This is a genomic window from Streptomyces sp. GbtcB7 (genome assembly GCF_019091445.1).
Taxonomy (GTDB): domain Bacteria; phylum Actinomycetota; class Actinomycetes; order Streptomycetales; family Streptomycetaceae; genus Streptomyces; species Streptomyces mirabilis.
In genome coordinates this window covers 513,182-532,026 of sequence record NZ_JAGXJM010000004.1, presented here as the reverse complement: position 1 = coordinate 532,026, position 18,845 = coordinate 513,182, and the positions used below count along the sequence as shown (strand labels likewise).

General features: G+C 71.9%; 17 protein-coding genes. 6 read left to right on the top strand and 11 right to left on the bottom strand.

The features are described 5' to 3' along the window. Position 1 precedes the first annotated feature (1 nt). Positions 2-913: an ABC transporter permease gene (locus tag KVT44_RS10205; RefSeq protein WP_099922352.1), complete on the bottom strand. Its 912-nt coding sequence runs from the start codon at positions 911-913 to the stop codon at positions 2-4. A gap of 159 nt (positions 914-1,072) precedes the next feature. Here KVT44_RS10205 and KVT44_RS10200 point away from each other — a divergent pair, with 159 nt between their 5' ends. Next, positions 1,073-1,741 carry a TetR/AcrR family transcriptional regulator gene (locus KVT44_RS10200; RefSeq protein WP_099922353.1) on the top strand — a complete coding sequence of 223 codons (669 nt, stop codon included), beginning with the start codon at positions 1,073-1,075 and terminating at the stop codon, positions 1,739-1,741. Between the two features lie 48 nt (positions 1,742-1,789). On the opposite strand, the gene KVT44_RS10195 is transcribed toward KVT44_RS10200, so the two are convergent. Next, positions 1,790-1,981, bottom strand: coding sequence for a hypothetical protein (locus tag KVT44_RS10195; RefSeq protein ID WP_099922354.1), 192 nt, complete (start codon positions 1,979-1,981; stop codon positions 1,790-1,792). Positions 1,982-2,177: 196 nt separating this feature from the next. Here KVT44_RS10195 and KVT44_RS10190 point away from each other — a divergent pair, with 196 nt between their 5' ends. Together KVT44_RS10190 and KVT44_RS10185 are read left to right on the top strand one after the other, a co-directional pair. Further along, positions 2,178-3,371 (top strand): histidine kinase, encoded by a 1,194-nt coding sequence (locus tag KVT44_RS10190; protein ID WP_217566751.1) that lies wholly within the window; start codon positions 2,178-2,180, stop codon positions 3,369-3,371. 25 nt (positions 3,372-3,396) lie between these two features. Continuing rightward, a complete protein-coding gene (locus KVT44_RS10185) occupies positions 3,397-4,044 on the top strand; it encodes a response regulator transcription factor (protein ID WP_217566750.1) in 648 nt (215 codons plus the stop codon). A 49-nt stretch (positions 4,045-4,093) separates the two neighbouring features. On the opposite strand, the gene KVT44_RS10180 is transcribed toward KVT44_RS10185, so the two are convergent. Both KVT44_RS10180 and KVT44_RS10175 read right to left on the bottom strand, forming a co-directional pair. Beyond that, positions 4,094-5,026 carry an ADP-ribosylglycohydrolase family protein gene (locus KVT44_RS10180; protein ID WP_217566749.1) on the bottom strand — a complete coding sequence of 311 codons (933 nt, stop codon included), beginning with the start codon at positions 5,024-5,026 and terminating at the stop codon, positions 4,094-4,096. Between the two features lie 4 nt (positions 5,027-5,030). Further along, a complete protein-coding gene (locus KVT44_RS10175; protein ID WP_099922358.1) occupies positions 5,031-5,645 on the bottom strand; it encodes a TetR/AcrR family transcriptional regulator in 615 nt (204 codons plus the stop codon). A 117-nt stretch (positions 5,646-5,762) separates the two neighbouring features. On the opposite strand from KVT44_RS10175, the gene KVT44_RS10170 reads away from it, so the two are divergent. After that, positions 5,763-6,731, top strand: coding sequence for an oxidoreductase (locus tag KVT44_RS10170; RefSeq protein WP_217566748.1), 969 nt, complete (start codon positions 5,763-5,765; stop codon positions 6,729-6,731). Positions 6,732-6,781: 50 nt separating this feature from the next. On the opposite strand, the gene galE is transcribed toward KVT44_RS10170, so the two are convergent. The 3 genes from galE to KVT44_RS10155 all read right to left on the bottom strand — a co-directional run bounded on the left by galE (position 6,782) and on the right by KVT44_RS10155 (position 10,761). Beyond that, positions 6,782-7,762, bottom strand: coding sequence for a UDP-glucose 4-epimerase GalE (galE, locus tag KVT44_RS10165; RefSeq protein WP_217566747.1), 981 nt, complete (start codon positions 7,760-7,762; stop codon positions 6,782-6,784). 67 nt (positions 7,763-7,829) lie between these two features. Next, positions 7,830-9,425 (bottom strand): glycosyltransferase family 2 protein, encoded by a 1,596-nt coding sequence (locus KVT44_RS10160; RefSeq protein WP_190173528.1) that lies wholly within the window; start codon positions 9,423-9,425, stop codon positions 7,830-7,832. 55 nt (positions 9,426-9,480) lie between these two features. Beyond that, positions 9,481-10,761 (bottom strand): glycosyltransferase 87 family protein, encoded by a 1,281-nt coding sequence (locus KVT44_RS10155; RefSeq protein ID WP_217566746.1) that lies wholly within the window; start codon positions 10,759-10,761, stop codon positions 9,481-9,483. Positions 10,762-10,869: 108 nt separating this feature from the next. On the opposite strand from KVT44_RS10155, the gene KVT44_RS10150 reads away from it, so the two are divergent. After that, positions 10,870-12,399 carry a glycosyltransferase family 39 protein gene (locus KVT44_RS10150; protein WP_254649211.1) on the top strand — a complete coding sequence of 510 codons (1,530 nt, stop codon included), beginning with the start codon at positions 10,870-10,872 and terminating at the stop codon, positions 12,397-12,399. Between the two features lie 22 nt (positions 12,400-12,421). Here the strand turns inward: KVT44_RS10150 and KVT44_RS10145 are convergent, their stop codons facing one another. After that, positions 12,422-12,937 carry a MarR family winged helix-turn-helix transcriptional regulator gene (locus KVT44_RS10145; protein WP_302832036.1) on the bottom strand — a complete coding sequence of 172 codons (516 nt, stop codon included), beginning with the start codon at positions 12,935-12,937 and terminating at the stop codon, positions 12,422-12,424. A 124-nt stretch (positions 12,938-13,061) separates the two neighbouring features. On the opposite strand from KVT44_RS10145, the gene KVT44_RS10140 reads away from it, so the two are divergent. Then, the gene (locus tag KVT44_RS10140; protein ID WP_054229732.1) at positions 13,062-13,475 is read left to right on the top strand and encodes an organic hydroperoxide resistance protein; all 414 of its coding nucleotides are present in this window, start codon (positions 13,062-13,064) and stop codon (positions 13,473-13,475) included. 129 nt (positions 13,476-13,604) lie between these two features. Here the strand turns inward: KVT44_RS10140 and KVT44_RS10135 are convergent, their stop codons facing one another. Genes KVT44_RS10135 through KVT44_RS10125 form a run of 3 tightly spaced genes read right to left on the bottom strand, consistent with a single transcriptional unit; the run spans position 13,605 to position 18,845 of the window. Next, positions 13,605-15,209, bottom strand: a complete 1,605-nt coding sequence (locus KVT44_RS10135) for a hypothetical protein (protein ID WP_190173481.1) — start codon at positions 15,207-15,209, stop codon at positions 13,605-13,607. 46 nt (positions 15,210-15,255) lie between these two features. After that, positions 15,256-16,626 carry a hypothetical protein gene (locus KVT44_RS10130; RefSeq protein WP_254649209.1) on the bottom strand — a complete coding sequence of 457 codons (1,371 nt, stop codon included), beginning with the start codon at positions 16,624-16,626 and terminating at the stop codon, positions 15,256-15,258. Between the two features lie 8 nt (positions 16,627-16,634). After that, positions 16,635-18,845, bottom strand: a complete 2,211-nt coding sequence (locus KVT44_RS10125; RefSeq protein ID WP_217566745.1) for a bifunctional glycosyltransferase/CDP-glycerol:glycerophosphate glycerophosphotransferase — start codon at positions 18,843-18,845, stop codon at positions 16,635-16,637.

Sequence of the window (18,845 nt, the reverse complement as noted above, 5' to 3'; positions counted from 1 at the left end):
GTCAGCCACGTCCGTACGTCTCCTCGGCCTTCCAGAAGTAGATGAAGCCGCCGACTCCGGCGAGCAGTGCCCAGCCGATCGCCAGCGCCCACACGTGGTGCGGCAGCTGGTGGGCGTGGAAGCTGTCGATCAGCGCGTAGCGCGTCAGGTCGATGTAGACGGCGGCCGGGTTGCTCTCCAGCGCGACCATCGCCCAGTGCGGCATGTGGCTGTGCTTGAGCGTCGAGGCGATGCTCCACATGACACCAGAGACGTACATCCAGGTGCGCAGCACGAACGGCATGAGCTGAGCGATGTCCGGCGTCTTGGCGCCCATCCGCGCCATGATCATCGCCACGCCCGCGTTGAAGACGAACTGCAGCGTGAGGATCGGCACGACGAGCAGCCACGACGCGCTCACGGGAATGCCGAAGCAGAGCAGGATGACGACCAGCGCGGCCATCGAGAACAGCAGCTGCTGAAGCTGCTGGATGGCGTACGACACCGGCAGCGCGGCCCGCGGGAAGTGCAGGGCTCGGACCAGGCCGAGGCTGCCGGAGATCGCCCGGGTGCCCGCCATGATCGAGCTCTGTGTGAAGGTCCAGATGAAGACGCCGGTGACCAGGAACGGCACGAAGTCGGGCACGCCGTGCTTGGTGCCGAGCAGCACACCGAAGATGAAGTAGTAGACCGCCGCGTTCAGCAGCGGGTTCGCCACCTGCCAGACCTGGCCGAGCTTCGCCTGGCTGTACTGAGCGGTGAGCTTGGCGGTGGCGAAGGCGGTGATGAAGTGACGCCGTGCCCAGAGCTGGCGGACGTACTCCGGCAGGGTCGGGCGGGCGCCACTGACGGTGAGGCCGTACCGGGCGGCGAGCGCCGCGGGATCGTCGGTGGGGGGAACCGACGTCGGCGGTGTGTGGAGGACCTGGCTCACATCCGCTGCTTTCGCTCGGGGGGTGGGATGCGCGGGCCGTCCTTGACGTTTCTTAACTGCCGCTTTGCCAGTTTCTTACGTCGGGACGGGACCGTATCGTCGCAACGCGAGACTATGGCTTCTCGACGTCGGAACGCAACCGTTTCGTCGTCACGCCCTATGCTGGAGGGCATGACGACGAACGCCGACACCACGAGTGCCGCCGCGAAGGCGGGGAGTGCTGCCGGGAAGGCCCCGCGTCGTAGGGCTCCGGCGGGGGCGGCCGTGCTGCGCGAGGACGTGACCGAGGCGATCCGGGCCGCCGTCTTCGAGGAGCTCGCGGCCGTCGGCTACGCCCGGATGTCCATCGAGGGCATCGCGCGCCGCGCGGGCGTCGGCAAGACGGCGGTGTACCGGCGATGGCGTTCGAAACTGCACCTGGTGCTCGACCTGGTCTCCGCCATAGCGGTCCAGGGACTGCCCGTCCCCGACACGGGCTCCCTGGAGGGCGACCTGCGCCTGCTGTACGAGGTCACCTCCCGTGCGCTGCGCCACCCCGTGGCCGGCCAGATCATCCCGGACCTCCAGGCGGAGGCGGCCCGCAACCCCGACATCGCGGACGCCATGCAGAAGGCGCTGCGAGAAGGCCAGCAGGGAGTGGCGAGCGGGATCGTCGCGGCGGCGGCCGCGCGGGGCGAGGTGCGCGAGGGGATCGACCAGGAACTCGCGCTCGACCTCATGTCGGGCCCGCTGTACTGGCGGGCGGTGGTGGTCCGCGGGCCCAAGCTGCCGAAGGGGTACCTGGCGAGCCTGGCCCGGGCCACGGCGGCGGCGCTGCGGGCGTTGTGAGGGCGCCTGTCCGACGGGCGGCGGGTTCAGGCACCTGCCGAAGGCCCCTCAGGCGGCGTGCTGTCCCTCCTTGCGGCCCTTGAGGAGGGCGCTGCCCGCGCCGAGGGAGACGACCCCCATGCCGACCGCGGTCGCGACGCCCTGCGCGCCGTCGACGACGAACGGCGCGGCCGCGGCGACGACGAGGTTGAAGAGGAACAGGAACCAGAGGACCGGCTTCGACGACAGGAGCGCCTTCATGAGGATGTTTCCTTCCAGCGGGGCCTGGGGCGGCCTGTTTTCCGAGGTCAACGGGGTGTTTCCCGTTGAGATCAACTCTGCCGTCGCCTGGTCGCCACCACGAGGGAGCGCCCTCCCGAACCCCTGGTGCAGTGGGCTACACCTCACCAGGTCACCTGTTCGCCCACCGGGGCTGCCGTTCGCCTAACCTGTGGCCATGCGAGAGACGGTGCGGCAGGCGGCGCGGGCCACGGCCGGCCTTGTCATGTCCGCCGCGCTGGCCTTCGGCACGATCATCTTCATCACCGTGCTGCTGATCACGGCCACGCTGACGCTCGCGGTCGTCGGCGCCGGGCTGCTGCCCGAGACGGTGCTGCTGATCCGGCGGATCGCCGGGGCCAAGCGGAACCTGGTGGCCCAGTGGACGGGCAAGGTGATCCCCGAGGCCTACCAACCCATCGAGGGCCCGCTGCGGCAACGACTGCGCACGGCGGTCCGCGGCCCCGGCACGCTCGGCGACTTCCGCTGGATGATCTGCCACTACGTCTACGGCTTCCTCGGACTGCTCACCGCCCCGCTGTGGCTGCTGGGCCTGCCCGTCGACGGCGTACGACAGGGGCTGCTCGGCCGGTCCCCGCTCGTCCTGCCGCTGATCGGCCGGCTCGCGGACCTCGACGCCGCCTGGTCCACCGCCCTGCTCAAGCCCTCCCCGGAGGCGCTGCTCGCCGTCCGGATCGAGGAGCTGACCCAGACCCGGGCCGGTGCGATCGCCGCGCACGGCGCCGAACTGCGCCGCATCGAGCGCGACCTGCACGACGGCACACAGGCCCGGCTGGTCTCCCTGTCGATGCGCATCGGTATCGCCAAACGGGCCTACGAACGCGACCCGGAGACCGCGCTCAAACTTCTCGAGGACGCGCAGAGCCAGGCCGAGGAGGCGCTGACCGAGCTGCGCCACGTCGTCCGCGGCATCCACCCGCCGATCCTCACCGACCGGGGACTCGCCGGCGCCGTACGGGCGCTCGCCGCGAGCAGCGGGCTGGACGTCACCGTCGTCGTGGACGGTCTGGAGGACGGGGCGCAGAGCGGGTCCCGGGCCCCGGCGGCGGTCGAGGCGGCGGCGTACTTCGTGGTCGCCGAGTCGCTGACGAACGCGGCCAAGCACAGCGGATCCGAGCGCGCCGAGGTGCGGCTGGTGCGCAACCGGGGCGGGCTGAGCGTCCGGGTCGCCGACGAGGGACAGGGCGGAGCCGGGGGCACCTCCCAGGCTTTCGGCTCTGGGGGAGAAGGGGGTGGCTCCGGGCTGCTCGGTATGCAGCGACGCGTGGCCGCGCTCGACGGGACCCTGCTGATGACCAGCCCCGTCGGGGGGCCGACCGTGATCGAGGTGGAGCTGCCGTGCGTGTGGTGACCGGGACAGTGGAGACGAGGCCGCCGTGCGTGTGGTGATCGCCGAGGACAACGCCCTCCTGCGGGAGGGGATGGTGCTGCTGCTGACCTCCGCCGGGCACGAGGTCGTGGCCGTCGCGGGCAGCGGCCCCGAGGTGCTGCCCGCCCTCCTCGAGCACCGGCCGGACGTCGCCGTACTCGACGTCCGGATGCCGCCGGGCTTCCGCGACGAGGGCCTGCGCGCGGCCTTGGAGGCACGCAAGGAGATCCCCGGCCTGCCGGTGCTCGTGCTCTCCCAGTACGTCGAGGAGTCGTACGCCGCCGAGCTGCTCGGCGGTGGTGCGAGCGGGGTCGGCTATCTGCTCAAGGACCGGGTGGGCCGGGTGGACGAGTTCCTCGACGCGCTCGACCGGGTCGCGGCGGGCGGTACGGCTCTTGACCCCGAGGTCGTCACCGAGCTCCTCACCCGGCGCCGTGACGACCCGCTCGACACGCTCACGCCCCGCGAGCGCGAGGTCCTGAAGCTGATGGCCGAAGGCCGCGACAACACGACCATCGCCAAGACGCTGGTCGTCACGGAACGCGCCGTCAGCAAGCACATCGGCAACGTCTTCCTGAAGCTGGGCCTGCCGCCGAGCGACAGCGGCCACCGCCGGGTGCTCGCGGTGCTGGCGTACCTCAACAGGGACTCGTAAGCCGCACCCGGTACACACCGGGTACGCGTCGGCTCCCGGCGGCCGGCACTCACCCCGCCAGCCGCCGGGCCAGTCCGACGAGTTCGGCCGCCCTCAGCACCCGCCCGCCGAACCCCGGCAACGGCACGTGCAGCGCAGCCACCCACGGCCCCGGAATCCCGCCCACCCCGTAGACGGCACCGGCCAGCCCACCCGTGACGGCGGCGACGGTGTCCGTGTCGCCGCCGAGATCGACGGCGGCCCGCACGGCGTCCTCGTACGAGCCCGTGCTCCGCACCGCCCACACGGCGGACCCGAGGCAGGGCCACACCGCCCCGTTGACCTCCGTGGCCTGATCGGGGTGCCAGGCGTCGGCGAGAACGACGGCGTACCGAGCCCGATGGTCGGGATGCACGGCCTCCAGGACGTCCGGTACGGCGGTGACCGGATCGCCGCCGTCGAGCGCGACCCGGATCAACTCGTGGAAGATCGCGGTGCCTTCCCACGCCGCGCGGTCGCCGTGGGTGAGCGCGGCGATGCGGCGGCCGGCCTCCATGGTGGCGTCCCGCCCCTGCCGCGCGAAGTACACGGCGGACGTGGCCGCCCGCATCAACGCCCCGTTCCCGGCCGCCCGTTGGCTGACCTGGAAGTGCAGGGCCGCGGCGAGGTCCCAGGGGTCTTTGCCGGTGAGCACGGCCTCGGTCTGCAGGCCGATGTCCTTGGGGTCGGCGGCGGCCCAGCGCCGGAATCTGCCGAAGATGTCGGGGAGTTCGAGGGCGTCGTGGTCCGTCAGGGACTCGCCGACGAGCACCGCCATCTGGGTGTCGTCGGTCGCCTCGCCCGGGTCCCAGCCGCCCCCTCCGCACATTTCCCCGCCCTGCCCGGCGGTGGGGAAGCGGGCCGAGAACGCTCCCTCGGGCCCGAACTCGAAGGGCGCGCCGAGGGCGTCTCCCACGGCGGAGCCGAGAACGGTGCCGACGGCGCGCTCTTGAGGGCGGGGCATCGGGTCAGCGCGGTGCGGGGGAGTCCGGGGCGCAGCCGCGGAGGGTGTGGGCGATGACGTGTTCCAGGTCCCTGTCCAGGGTCGCGCTGGGCAAGGTGACGCTGACCGCGAGCCGCGCGAAGCCGTTGAGGGTGCTGAAGATCGGGATGGCGATGGCTTCCAGGGATCCTTCGCGGACCTCGCCCCGGCGCTGGGCCTCCGTGATGAGTTCCGCGGCCAGGCCCCCCATGCTCTGGGAGGCCTTGACCAGGGCCTCGGACGCCTCCGGGTCGTGCTTGACGGCGAACATGAGGTCGAGGAGTTCCGCGTTGGCGGTGGCGAAGCCCACGTAGGTGCGGGCCAGGGCGCCGAGCCGGTCGGCGAAGGACTCGCCCGCGGTGTCCTGCGACGCGGTCAGGGTGGCCAGGAGCCGTTCGAAGCCGGCCAGGGCCAGCGCGTCCAGCAGGGCCTGCTTGTCCTTGAAGTGCCGGCTCGGGGCCGCGTGGCTGACGCCCAGGTCGCGGGCCAGTTCGCGCAGGGACAGGGCGCCGGGGCCCTTCTCCGCGAGGGTCTCCTCGGCGCGGGTCAGCAATGCCGCGCGCAGGTCTCCATGGTGGTAGCGGCGAGGGCGGGTCTGCATGCCCGACAGTCTATCCGGTATGTAACCGGCGACTACATTGTTGGCGCTGTCAGCTTTGTTGGCATCGTCATCATTGTTGTCGTTGACATCATTGTTGTCGGCGTCTACATTCAGGGCATGGCTACCAAGCACTCGGCTGACCAGAACAGCAAGTGGAACGCGAGCGACATCGGTGACCAGCGCGGCCGTACGGCCGTGGTCACCGGCGCCAACAGCGGGCTCGGCATCGCCACCGTCGACGCCCTCGCCCGGGCCGGCGCCCATGTCGTCCTCGCCGTACGGGACCCTGAGCGCGGCGAGGCCGCCGCCCGCACCGTCAACGGAAGCGTCGAGGTGCGCCGACTGGACCTCGCGGACCTCGCGTCCGTGCGCGAGTTCGCCGCGTCCTGGCGGGGCGAACTCGATCTGCTGATCAACAACGCGGGCGTCATGAACATCCCCGAGGCCGGCACGAAGGACGGCTTCGAGATGCAGTTCGGGACCAACCACCTGGGGCACTTCGCCCTGACGAACCTGCTGCTGCCGCATCTCACCGACCGGGTGGTCACCGTGTCCTCGGGGGCGCACAAGATGCCCGGCAGCCGCATCCACTTCGAGAACCTGAACCTGACCGGCGAGTACTCGCCCGTCGCCGCCTACAGCCAGTCCAAGCTCGCCAATCTGCTGTTCACCCTGGAGCTCCAGAGCCGGCTGGCCGCCGCGGGTTCGTCCGTACGGGCCCTCGCCGCGCACCCCGGCTGGGCCGCCACCGGCCTCCAGAGCCGGGACGCCAGCGTGCTGCGGCGCACGCTGATGGCGGTGGGCAACCGGTTCATCGCCCAGGACAACAAGGCCGGCGCCCTGCCCACGCTGTACGCCGCGACGCAGGACCTGCCCGGCGCCGGCTATGTGGGACCCGACGGGTTCGGCGAGATGCGCGGCGCGCCGGCACTGGTTGGGCGCTCGGCCGCGGCCAGCGACCCGGTGTCCGCGGTCCGTCTGTGGGCGGCCTCCGAGGAACTGACCGGCGTCACCTTTCCCCGGCTGGAATCCGAGCAGAGCCAGAGCCAGAGCCAGAGCCGGACCCCGCAGGCCGTCTCCGTCTAGGTCCGGCCCGCCGGACAGGACCTAGACCGACAAGGCCTGGGCGACAGGCGCTACGAGCGCGCCGCGCCGGGGTGCAGCCGTACCCACCCCGCCCATGCCGACGTGATCATGTCCTGGACGTCGCACTTCGCCTTCCAGCCCAGTTCCACCGCGATGCGGTCGGCGGAGGCGACGACGCGCGCCGGGTCGCCGGGGCGGCGCGGTGTGGTCACCGCGGGACGGTCGTAGCCGGTGATCGCGTTGATCTTGTCGATCATCTCGCGGACGGAAACGCCTTCCCCGCGGCCGATGTTGAGGGTCAGGTCCCGCCCGGGCGAGGCCTCGAGGGCGCGGGCCGCGGCCACGTGGGCCTCCGCCAGATCCACCACATGGATGTAGTCCCGAACACACGTCCCGTCGGGCGTCGGGTAGTCGTCACCGAAGATGCGCGGCGGCGCGTCCTCCGTGAGCTTCTCGAAGACCATGGGGACGAGGTTGAAGACACCGACGTCGGCGAGTTCGGGGGTCGCCGCCCCCGCGACGTTGAAGTAGCGCAGCGACGCCGTGGACAGGCCCGTGGCACGGCCCGTGGCACGGACCAGCCACTCGCCCGCCAGCTTCGTCTCGCCGTACGGACTCATGGGTGCGCAGGGGGTCTCCTCCGTCACCAGGTTGACGTCCGGCATGCCGTAGACCGCGGCGGAGGAGGAGAACACGAAGGAGCCGACGGACGTCGCCGTCACCGCCTCCAGGAGAACCCGCAGGCCCTCGACGTTCTCGCGGTAGTAGTGCAGCGGGAGGTCGACGGACTCACCGACCTGCTTCTTCGCCGCGAGGTGGACCACGCCGGTGATCGCGTGCTCCTCGATCGTGCGGGTCAGCAGTTCGGCGTCCAGCGTCGAGCCGACCACCAGCGGTACGTCGGCGGGGACCCGCTCGGCGATGCCCGTGGACAGGTCGTCGTAGACCACGGCCTGCTCGCCCGCGTCCCGCATCGCGCGCACCACGTGCGCCCCGATGTAGCCGGCGCCGCCGGTGATCAGCCAGGTCATGAACGGTCGTCCCCTCGGGAGTGTGATCGGTGTGAGGTCGGTGTGAGATCGATGTGTCGGTGTGACGTCAGTGAAGCAGGCGCTTGAGCCGACGGCGTACCACGTCGGTCATCCCGCGCAGTCCGGGCGCCAGACGCAGTGCCAGCGCCCCCGCGTGGGTGCGGTACGGCTGCACCAGCAGGACGCCGTACCGCAGGTTCGGGACCGCGCGGCGGCGCAGCAGGCCCCCGCCGCCGACCGCGTGCGCGGTGACGTCCCGGCTCGAACCGTCACGGTAGTGGACCCGCAGCCGCAGGTCCCAGGTGCCCGAGCCCAGCGCCGACAGGTCCACCGGCAGCTCGCCCGACCAGGTGTCCCGGTCCGCGTCCGGTGTCAGCTCGACCGGCAGGCTCAGCCCGATCCGGCCCTCGTCCCGGTGCGTGAACTCCACGTCCGCCGAGGCCGGACCGGCCTCCGCGAGCCGTCCGTACAGGTCGTGCAGGCGCAGCCGCAGCCGTGCCGCACGCGCATGGGGACGCAGTTCCGCGTCGACCGCGGCGGGCAGCACATGCGCGGGGCGTTGCAGGTAGTGGTCCAGCGTGACCTGGGGGAGGTCGTCCGACCAGACGGGCGTGCCGTCGGCGGCGCGGGCGTACGGCGGGCGCAACCGGGCCGGGCGGGCGGCGAGTTCCTTGAGGCGCGGCAGGTCGCGGGGCTCTTCGGAGGCGAGCACGACACGGGCGATCAGTCGGCCGGGGGCGGTCGGGTTGACGGTGAAGTCGCTTGCGTCGAACGTCGACAGGTACGTGCGCGTGAGCTCCCACCAGGCCCGCCGGTAGTCGGCGTCGCGCAGCTCCAACTCGCGGGCGTACATGCGCAGTTCATGGTCTAGGAACTTGGCGTTGGCGGCCCGGGCGAGCTGCTTCTCACCGGCGCCGAGCAGGATCTCGTAGGCCGTGTGGTGCGCCTCGGTGCGGGAGCGCCAGTTCTCGATGTCCGCGCGGTCCAGCGAGATCGACAACTGCTGGGCGTCGCGCCGCACATGCCACACGTACACCGTGTCGGGGATCAGCGCGATGCGCGGCCCGGCGGCCAGCACGCGCGCGGTGAACACGAAGTCCTCGTAGGGGTGACGGCCCTCGGGGAAGCGGATCGCGTGTTCACGAAGGAAGTCGGTTCGGTAGAGCTTGTTGACGCACAGCGTGTCGTGGACCAGACGGGGCCGCTGCGTCGGGTGGGGGATCAGCGCGGGCTTCGCGTACAGGTCGCGCTCCCAGGGGACCTCGCGGCCCGAGGGCAGTTCGCGGCGTACGCACAGACCCGCCGCGACCTCCGTGCGCTGTTCCCGCGCCGCTTCGAGCAGCGCGTCCACGGCGCCCGGCGGCAGCACGTCGTCGCTGTCCAGGAACATCACGTACGGGGCGCTCGCCGCGTCGATCCCGTCGTTGCGGGGGCTCCCGCAGCCGCCGCTGTTCTCCGAGCGACGTATGACCTTCACGCGCGGCTCATCGGCGGCGAGGCGGTCGAGGAGGTCGGCGCTGCCGTCGGTCGAGCGGTCGTCGACGGCGAGCACCTCCCGGACGGCTGGGCCCTGAGCGAGTGCCGAACGCACCGCGTCCGTCACGTGGTCGGCGTCGTTGTAACCGATGACGACGACACAGACCTGCGAGTGCTGAGGTTTCATAGGATCCACGGGCCGAAATCGTAGGGCTTGACAGTAATTTTCCGTTAAGAGGTACTTAATGGCCGGTCCGGAAGACGACAGGAATCCGGTGGGGGTTCCGATTCTGCGCGTCGTTTTTCGGCCGATCCACCACGAGCACGGGAAGTCCGGAGTGCCAGAGCCGGGTGAAGGACAGCACCGCCGCGGCCGCCAGCAGACCGTTGCGGATGAGCATGAGCAAACAGCCCGTCCAGGTGCTGTCGATGACCTCCCCGTACAGGGCAGGGTAGGCGATGGAGCTGACCGCCGTCGCCGCGACGACGAGCGCCGCCACCGGGCGCTGTGTGGTGTGCCGCGAGGTCAGGCACACGGCGGCCAGACCGAGCAGCCACACCATGTACTGGGGGCTGATCACCCGGCTGGTCACCGTGAACATCAGCACGGCGGCGAGCGCGGCGTCGTACGGGGTCGCCGCCGTCCAGTGCCGTGCGCGCACCCGCCACAGCACCAGGAGCGCGAAGGAGACGGCCGTCAGGGCGAGCGAGAGGGTCGCGACGGTCTGGACGTAGGGGCCCACGAACTCCATCGCGCCGTACTGGTAGCGCACGCTGCCCCGCCAGCCCGCGTGGCGCGCGAAGCCGAGCACCGTGCCGCCGAGCGACTCGATCTGCACGCCCCGGCCGCCCTGCTGGCGCAGGAAGTCGAAGGGGTCGCTGAAGGCCGTCGCGAGGACGGCGAGCAGGGTGACCGCCGTGAGCGCCGCCGACGTCCAGGCCTCCCGGGTCGTACGGCCCCGGGGCGTGCCGATGAGGACGAGCGCGGGCCAGACCTTCACCAGGGCGCCGAGCGCGGCGAACGCGCCGCCCGCGCGCGGGGAGCGCTTCAGTGCCAGCAGGGAGACGACGGCGAACGCCGTGACCTGTACGTCGTAGCGGGCGAGCGGGATGTGCAGCAGCAACGGCAGGCACAGCGTCCACAGTGCCGCGCCGCGCAGGCTGTGGCCGGGTCTGCTGCCCGCGCGTGCCAGGGCCAGCACGATCACGGCGTCCGCGACCAGCGTCAGGGCCACGAAGGCGTGCGGGTACGTCAGGCCCGGCAGCAGCCCGGGCGAGAGCAGTACGGGGCCCGCGCCCGGCGGGTACTGCCACAGCCGGTCGCCCGCCGGATAGGCGCCGTGCGACAGGGTCTCGTACCAGCGGAAATAGAGGTGACTCACCTCGCGGGAGACCCCGCCGCCGCCCAGCACGGAGAGGTCGTCGTGCGCGAGCAGCCACAGCATCAGGGCGCGGGTCGCCATCCAGGCGGCGGCGAGGGGGAGCAGGCGGGATCGGCCTCGGGGGCTCAGGTAAGCGCTCATCAAGCTCGGATCGTAAGCGCTCGGATGCCTCACGAGAACTGATACGTCATCAAAGGTTAACGAAGGTTAGTTAATAGTAAGAAATGGGACATGGGGGTAAGCGTGTTAATGAAACGGTCCGGAGCCGGCCGCCAGGAGGCTCCGGAGGACTCGGAGGTCTCGGCCGGGCGCGTGGCGCGGGTCGTCGCCGTGGTGCTGCCCGTGCTCGTCATGCTCACGCTCGGGCTCTGGAGGCTCGACCGCGGGGGCATGTGGCGCGACGAGGCGGCCACCTACCAGGTCGCGCGGCGCTCGGTTCCGCAGATCTGGCATCTGTTGCACCACGTCGACGCGGTGCACGGCCTGTACTACCTCTTCATGCATCTCGTCCTCGCCCCCGCCCCCGGCGAGGTCGCCCTGCGCCTGCCCTCGGTCGTCGGCGCCGCCGCGACCGCGGGTCTCGTCGCCGCCCTCGGGATCCGTCTGTGCAACCCCCGCGTCGGCCTCTGGGCGGGACTGCTGTACGCGGTCACCCCCCTGACCGGGCACTTCGCCCAGGAGGGCCGCTCCTACGCCCTGGTCGCGGCCGGGGCGACGGCGGCGACGCTGCTCCTCTTGCGGGCCCTGCGCGGGGGCAGGGGCTGGTGGGCGTACGGCGTGACCGTCGCCGTCACCTGCCTGCTGCACGAGTTCGCCGTACTCCTCCTGCTTGCGCACGGGACGACCCTGGCGCTGACGCGGATGCCGTGGCGGGTGTGGTGGCGATGGGGCGTCGCGGCGGGGGCCACGTTGCTCGTCCTGGCGCCGCTCGCGCTCGTCTCCCACCGGCAGTCGGCGCAGGTGGCATGGCTGGCGGTGCCGAACCGCAAGAGCGTGGACCACCTGATGCACGCGTTCCTCAGCCAGGCCCAACTGGTGTTCGTGCCCTACGTGTTCCTGATCGCACTCGCCCTGTGGCGCCCGTTCCCGCGGCGCGGCGAGATGAACCTAGTGTCGGTCGCCCTGCCGCTGCTGCTGGTCCCGCCGGCGGTCCTGATCGCGGTCTCCCGCTTCCGGCCGCTGTACGACGAGCGGTATGTGCTCTACGCGCTGGCGGGGGCACCGCTGCTGGCCGCGGCGGGGGCGGAGCGGCTGACCGGGTGGGTGTCCCGGCTGCCGAGCGCCGCGGCTCCCCGCCTCGTCGCCCTCGCCGGTGTCCTCGCCATCTCCCTCGTCCTCGCCGTCCAGTTCCCCCTGCTCCGCAAGGACCGCGACCCCGCACACCGTCCCGACAACCTCGCCGCCGTCTCCGCCGCCGCCGGTCGCGAACTACGGCCCGGCGATCCGGTGTTGTACCTGCCGTCGCTCACACGTCGCTCGGCGCTGGCCTATCCGGCGGGCTTCCGCGGGGTGCGCGACGTCGCCCTGAAGACGTCCGCCATAGCGTCCGGGACGCTGTACGGGACGGAAGTGGGCCCGCGCGAACTGCGCAGCCGGCTCGAGCGGCTCGACCGGGTGTGGCTGGTCTGTGAACCGTTCGTGTTCCGGCCGAACTGGCATCCGGACACCTCGGTCGCGACCGAGGAGACCAAACGTGCCGTACTCGCCAGGGAATTCACCCTGCGCGAGCAGATCGTCCGCAGGGGTGTCACCCTTCGCCTGTACGTGCGCCACCGCTAGGGCCTGTCCGGCGGATCGGACCCTAGGGAACGTCCGCGCCGGCCGCGTCCAGGGCCGCGGGGTCGAGCGCCGCCGCGTCCAGCGCCGCCGTGAGCCGGTCGAGCCGCGCCTGCAGCTCCCGGATCTCCTCGAGGTTCGCGCCCGTCGCCGCGGCGATCCGGCGCGGCACGCGCAGCGCACGCTCGCGCAGGGCCGTGCCCTCGTCCGTGAGATGGACGTGCACGGAGCGCTCGTCCACCGCACTGCGCTCCCGCCGCACCAGACCGGCCGTCTCCAGCCGCTTGAGCAGCGGGGACAGCGTCCCGGAGTCGAGCCGCAGATGCTCGCCGACCTTCTTCACGGGCAGCTCGCCGTGCTCCCACAGCACCAGCATCACCAGGTACTGGGGGTAGGTGAGCCCGAGGTCCTTGAGGATCACCCGGTACACGCCCCCGAAGGCGCGCGAGGCGGCGTTCAGGGAGAAGCAGATCTGCTGGTCGAGACGGAGGTAGTCCCCGTCGGACGGGGCCTGGGTGCTCGGGGTCGGCATGGCGGTCATGGCTCCAGGATAGCTCTTGCCCGCCATTATGTTGTGCGCAATTGAATTGCGTGCTCTAATTGAGGCCGTGAGGCGGTCGGACCGGCCGCCCCGGCAAGACCTTGACTTGAGAGGGATGGTCTCCATGGACGCGCTCTACACCGCTGTCGCCACCGCCACCCACGGCCGCGAGGGCCGCGCCGTCAGCTCCGACGGCAAGCTCGACCTCCAGCTGGCCATCCCGGTGGAGATGGGCGGCAGTGGCCAGGGCACCAACCCCGAGCAGCTGTTCGCCGCCGGCTACGCCGCCTGTTTCGCCAGCGCCCTCGGCCTCGTCGGCCGCGCCGCGAAGGTCGACGTCAGCGAGGCCGCGGTGACCGGCGAGGTCGGCATCGGCAAGCAGGGCGAGGGCTTCGGCCTGGCCGTCACGCTTCGCGTCGAGCTTCCCGACTCCGTGGACGAGGCCACCGGCCGCAAGCTGGTCGAGCAGGCCCACCAGGTCTGCCCCTACTCCAACGCCACCCGCGGCAACATCCCGGTCGAGCTCGTCATCGAGTAGTTCGGGAGCGAGTGGTCCAGAGGTGGTGACGCCGCTCAGTACCAGCGCCCCGTCAGGGGCGCGGGGCTGTGACATGTGCGGCTTTGCCGCGTGGGCTCGACCGGCCACGGACGACCCGCACCCTGCGCATCACCCGCGGCTTTCCTGCCCACTCCGCGGAGCGACCCTCGCGAGGACCTCGCCCGTACGCCGGCTCCAATCCACCACCGTCGCCTCCTCCGGCACCCGACTCCACCGCGTCAGCAACAGCCATCGCACGTGATACCGCCGCACCACCGCGGAGCGCCGCGCCCGCGTCGACGCGGGGTCGAGGTACCCCCGGACCGCCGCGAGCCGCCGCACCCGCTCCCGTTCGTCCAGTCCCGCGTCCGGCCACACGGGCGCCGCCAGGTTCGGGCCGTAGCCCGGGATCAGGCGGGCGGCGTAGTACCCGTCGGCGATCACCACCTCGCCGGGCTTGATGTGCCGCGCCGCCCAGTCGTACGAGGGCCAGCGCGGCGGCTGGTCGAAACTCACCGGATCGAGTGAACGCGGTACGACGGCACCGGCCTGCACCGTGAGGAAGCCGACGCAGGCGCCGACGGCCGCCACCGCCCCCAGCGCCCGCCGCCACACCGGCCACGGCCGCGCCGCCGCCAGCTCGATCGCGAGCGCGAACTGCGGCGCCACGAGCGCGAGTCCCAGGATCCTGCCGTAGGTGTAGTGCCCGCTGACCCAGCCGTACGCCACCGCCAGGCAGTCCAGCGCGAACATCAACACCAGTGGGTCCCGCCAGGAGCGCCGCGCGCGCAGCCACAGTGCCGGTACCCCGATCAGCGCCAGCCAGAAGTGCCCGGGCACCCCCTCGTACAGCCGCCGGTGCATCGCGTCCGTGCTGTGGTCCCCGGGCAGCGTGAGGACGTCGAAGTACGGCCAGAGGTGGGCGACCATCAGCGCCGCCGCCCCTGTGATCGCCCACCGGGCCGCCACGGCCGCCCGCCATCCCCGCTGCCACCCGGCCACGAACGCCACCGCCCCGAGCGCCGCCGCCGACGCGGTGATCGGATGGACGAGCAGGATCAGGCCGTAGAGGACGCCGAGCCCCTTGTACCCGGACAGGCCCCGCAGCCCGCTCGGGCCGACGTACCGGACCGGGCCGCCGATCCCTCCCGCGAGCGTGCCCGTGAGCGCCCAGGCCCAGAAGGTGAGCCCGATGGCGAACGTCGACGGATAGCCGAGGTTGCCCGTCATCGACATCAGCCCGAGGTAGCCGCTCGACCAGGCCCGCTCGGTGCCCCACAGCAGCACCATCGCGAGCAGCGCGCACACCGGTGCCCAGGGGCGGCGGGGCGCCAGGACGCGCACGAAGCGGCCGACCCCCGTCAGCAGCACCAGCAGGTTCAGCGGCGCCGAGAGCCGGACCACCTCCCAGCCCGCGAGGCCCGTCAGCCGGGCGAAGGCGCCCTGGGCCACGGTGTACGGCGAGTAGAAGGGGCTGCCCTCGCCCGGCAGGTCCGCCGTCGGATGGGCCGGATGCAGGAGGTTCGCCTTGAGGCGCTCGACGACCGCCGCGTGCTGGCCGAAGTCGCAGCACATCGGCACCCGCCAGGAGGCGAGGCACAGCACCAGCCAGAACAGTCCGCCGAAGACCTGATAGGGCGTAGGACGCCAGGGGGTGCCGCCGCGCAGCGCGGTCGCGCCACGGGCGGTCCGCCGGACGGGGAGGTCGACCTCGGTCTGAGCTGTTCGGGTCATTTGTCGTATATGCCCACGGAAGCCAAGGGCTTTGCCGAACTTCACCTCATCGAGCGACTCCGGCGTCCAGCCCGGCGCCCGTCCCGGCGTCCATTGCGGTGTTCGGCCCCGCGTCCGTCCGCAGCGGGCCCGGCACCGTGTCGAGACCCCGCACCCGCGGCCGTACGACCTGTTCCAGCAGCAGCGGAAGTCCCACCACCGGCAGCACCCACGCCAGCACGATCAGCCGGTCGCCGTAGATGTTGATGTCGGGGTGTCCGGCCTGGTTGAGGACGCCGGTGAGCGCTCCCGCGACCAGGAACACCCCGAAGTCCGGACGCTGCCGCAGCGCGCCCCAGGCCCCGGCCAGCAGGGCCGTCGGGAAGAACGGCTGCCAGAGCTCGCGACGCAGCCACTCCACCCAGAAGTTGACCTCGAGGTTGAGGAAATCCGACCACGGACGGCTGCGGTCGGGCCGGGAGAAGTGGGCTGTGAGCAGGTCCTGGAGGGACTCCGACTCGGACGGGTAGCCCAGCACCTTCGCCGCGAGCAGGGTGACGGCGACCCCGCAGGCCGCCACCACCCCCACCTCCCGCAACGGCCGTGCGAGCCTGCGCAGCGGTTGCCGTAGCCCGCCGCGCCGGACGCCCAGCACCGCGCAGGCGCCCGCCAGGCACAGCCCGAGGAACAGCGCCTGCGAGTGCTTGACGGCGAAGAGCGCGGCCAGGGCCCCGCCGACCAGCGCGGTCGCGGCCCGCGTCCGGCCCTGAAGGGCGAGTGCGCAGCCCCACAGCGCGGCCAGTGTCAGGGTCAGCAGCAGGCCCTCGGTCATGGGCCGTATTGCGGTCGTGCCGCACGGCAGGACGTAGAAGAGGGCCTGTCCGGTCAGGGCCGCGACGGTGGGGGCGCGCAGGGTGCGCAGCACCAGGAAGGCGAGTACGCCCCCGGCGACCGTGATGAGGACACTCGACGTCCACAGGCCCCACTTCACGCCGAGGGCGGTGATGAAGGGGACCAGGAAGACCGGGTAGCCGGGGCGCGCCTCGAAGATCCGCATGAAGCGCGGCGGTATGAACGGCACGGTGTGGCCCGCCGTCTGCCCGGCGCTCAGCCGCTTCGACACCCACCCCCACTGGTCGCGCCGGCACTCCTCGACGACCCGCCGGGCGGGGCTCGGCTCGCGGAAGTGGACGACGTTGACGCTCTGGTTGCGGCGCGCGATGGACGCCCGGCCGGCGCAGGCGTAGTCGATGGTGGCCGCGGCCGCCTCGTGCTTGTTCGCGCCGCGCAGACTCAGGGCGTACGAGAGGTAGTTCTTGGTGTCGGGGGTGTCGCGGCCGGTGACGTTCGCGAGCTGGAGCAGGGCGAAGACGGCGGCCAGGACGACCACCCAGAACCGGGGCGGGCGCGGCTTCACGAGCGGGCCGACGACGGTCATGAGGGCGCTCACGACGACGTGAGGACGTCGTGTCCCGCCTGCGCGGGCACCACCGCCGCCGGCACCGGGTGCTCGACGCGCTCGCCGAGCATCAGCGTTCGTACCACCCGCTCGGCCGCCCGCCCGTCGTCGAACGCGCAGAACCGCGTCCGGAACCCGGCCCGCAGCCGCGCCGACTCCTCGTCCCGCCAGGATCCGGACGCGAACAGCCACGCCAGGTCCCGGTAGGAGTGGGCCACATGGCCCGGCGCGTCGGCCGTGATGTCGAAATACGCGCCCCGGCTCGCGGCGTACGCGCCCCAGTCGTCCGCGTGGATCACGATCGGCCGGTCCAGGTTGGCGTAGTCGAACATCAGGGCCGAGTAGTCCGTGACCAGCACGTCGGAGGCGAGCATCAGGTCCTCGACGTGCGGCTCGTCGGTCGCGTCGAGCACGACCCCGCGCCGGTGCAGCTCGGACAGGCCCATCCCGCGCGAGGGGCCGTCCGTGAGCGAGGGGTGCAGCCGTACGAGGAGGGTGTGGCCCTCGCCGAGGTCGTCGGCGAACCGGGCGAGGTCGATCCGGTCGACGAGGCCGCCGCGGACGTAGTCGCGCCGCGTCGGCGCGTACAGCACCACCCGGTGGCCGGCCGGGATGCCGAGGCGGGCGCGGACCGCCGCACCGTCCTCGGGCCGGGCCCGTACGAGGACGTCGTTGCGGGGGCTGCCGGTGCGCAGCGAGGTGAAGTGGCAGGGGTAGGCGCGGTCCCAGACCAGTTCGGAGTGGCGATTGGCGACCAGGCTGTAGTCCCAGCGGTCGGCGCGGCGCAGCATCTGCGGCACGTCGAAGCCGTGCCGGGCGCCGGGCTTGTCGCGCAGGTCGGCTCCCATGTACTTCAGCGGGGTGCCCTGGTGGGTGTGCACATGGACGCTGCCCGCGCGCTTGACCAGGGTGCCGGGCCAGTTGACGTTGTTGATCAGGTACGTGGCGCGGGCGGTGACCCGGCGGTAGCCGAGCGAGTCCGGCAGGACGTACTCGACGCCGGGCGGCAGCAGCGGCACCTGGTCCTCGCGCACCACCCACACCCCCCGGACGTGCGGGGCGAGTTCGCGCGCCGCGTGGTAGATCGCGCCCGGGTCGCCGAGCACCCCGCGGTGCGAGAACGCCGAGTACACCGCGAGGTCCGGGTCCAGCGGCCGGTGTTCGTGCGCCGCGGACCAGCCGCTCTTGACCCGGGTGGCCGCCACCTTGCGCACCTGGAGCCCGCGCCGCCCGAGTTCCGCGCCGAGCCGGCCGGACTGGCGCCGGGCGAGGTAGGTCGCGTAACCGCCCTGGAGGACGCGCAGTTCGCGCGGCACCGGGCCGCCGCCCTTGTGCTTGCGGAAGAGGGCGGCCGTGCGCCGGAAGAACTCGCCCTTGTCGGACGCGGGCAGCCGGTCCGGCTTGGCGAGGATGTCCAGACAGTGTTCGCCCATCTTGCGGTGCAGGAACGGGCGCCAGCTCGACAGCCGCGGGCGGGAGTCGACGAAGGCGAAGACGCGCTCGTACTGGTCGTGGATGTCGAAGTGCTTGCGGCTGGTGGTGGACAGGATGTTGCCCTGGCGGCGCTGCCGGTAGTTCAGGCAGATCCGGTCCAGCGTGGCGATCCGCTCCGCGCTGAGCAGGACCGGGAAGGTCCAGGGGGTGTCCTCGTAGTAGCCGGGCGGGAAGGTGAAGCCCTCCCGCTCGACGAACGCGCGGCGGTAGACCTTGTTCCACACGACCATCAACAGGTCGAGGATCTCCGGGTGTTCGGCGGCCGTGAAGCAGCCGTCGCCGCCCTCGGCCAGCACCTGCGCGAGGACGTTGCGGCGCGTACCGCCCCACCAGTAGGTGCGCGCGTAGTCGAAGACCAGCACATCGGGGTCGGCCGTCTCGTCGAGGCGGTCGGCCATGGCGCGCAGGGCGCCCGGCGTGAGGGTGTCGTCGCTGTCGAGGAAGAAGAGGTAGTCCCCCGTCGCGTACGGCATTCCGGCGTTGCGGGCGCGGCCGAGGCCCACGTTCCGCGGCAGGTGCAGCACCCGCAGGCGCGGTTCGCGGGCCGCGTACTCGTCGAGGATCGCGCCGCAGCCGTCCGGTGAGCAGTCGTCGACCGCGATCACCTCGATGTCGGTGTACGACTGATCCAGGACCGAGTCGAGGCACTCGCGCAGAAAGCCCTGCACCTTGAAGACGGGGACGATGACGCTGAAGCGGGGCAC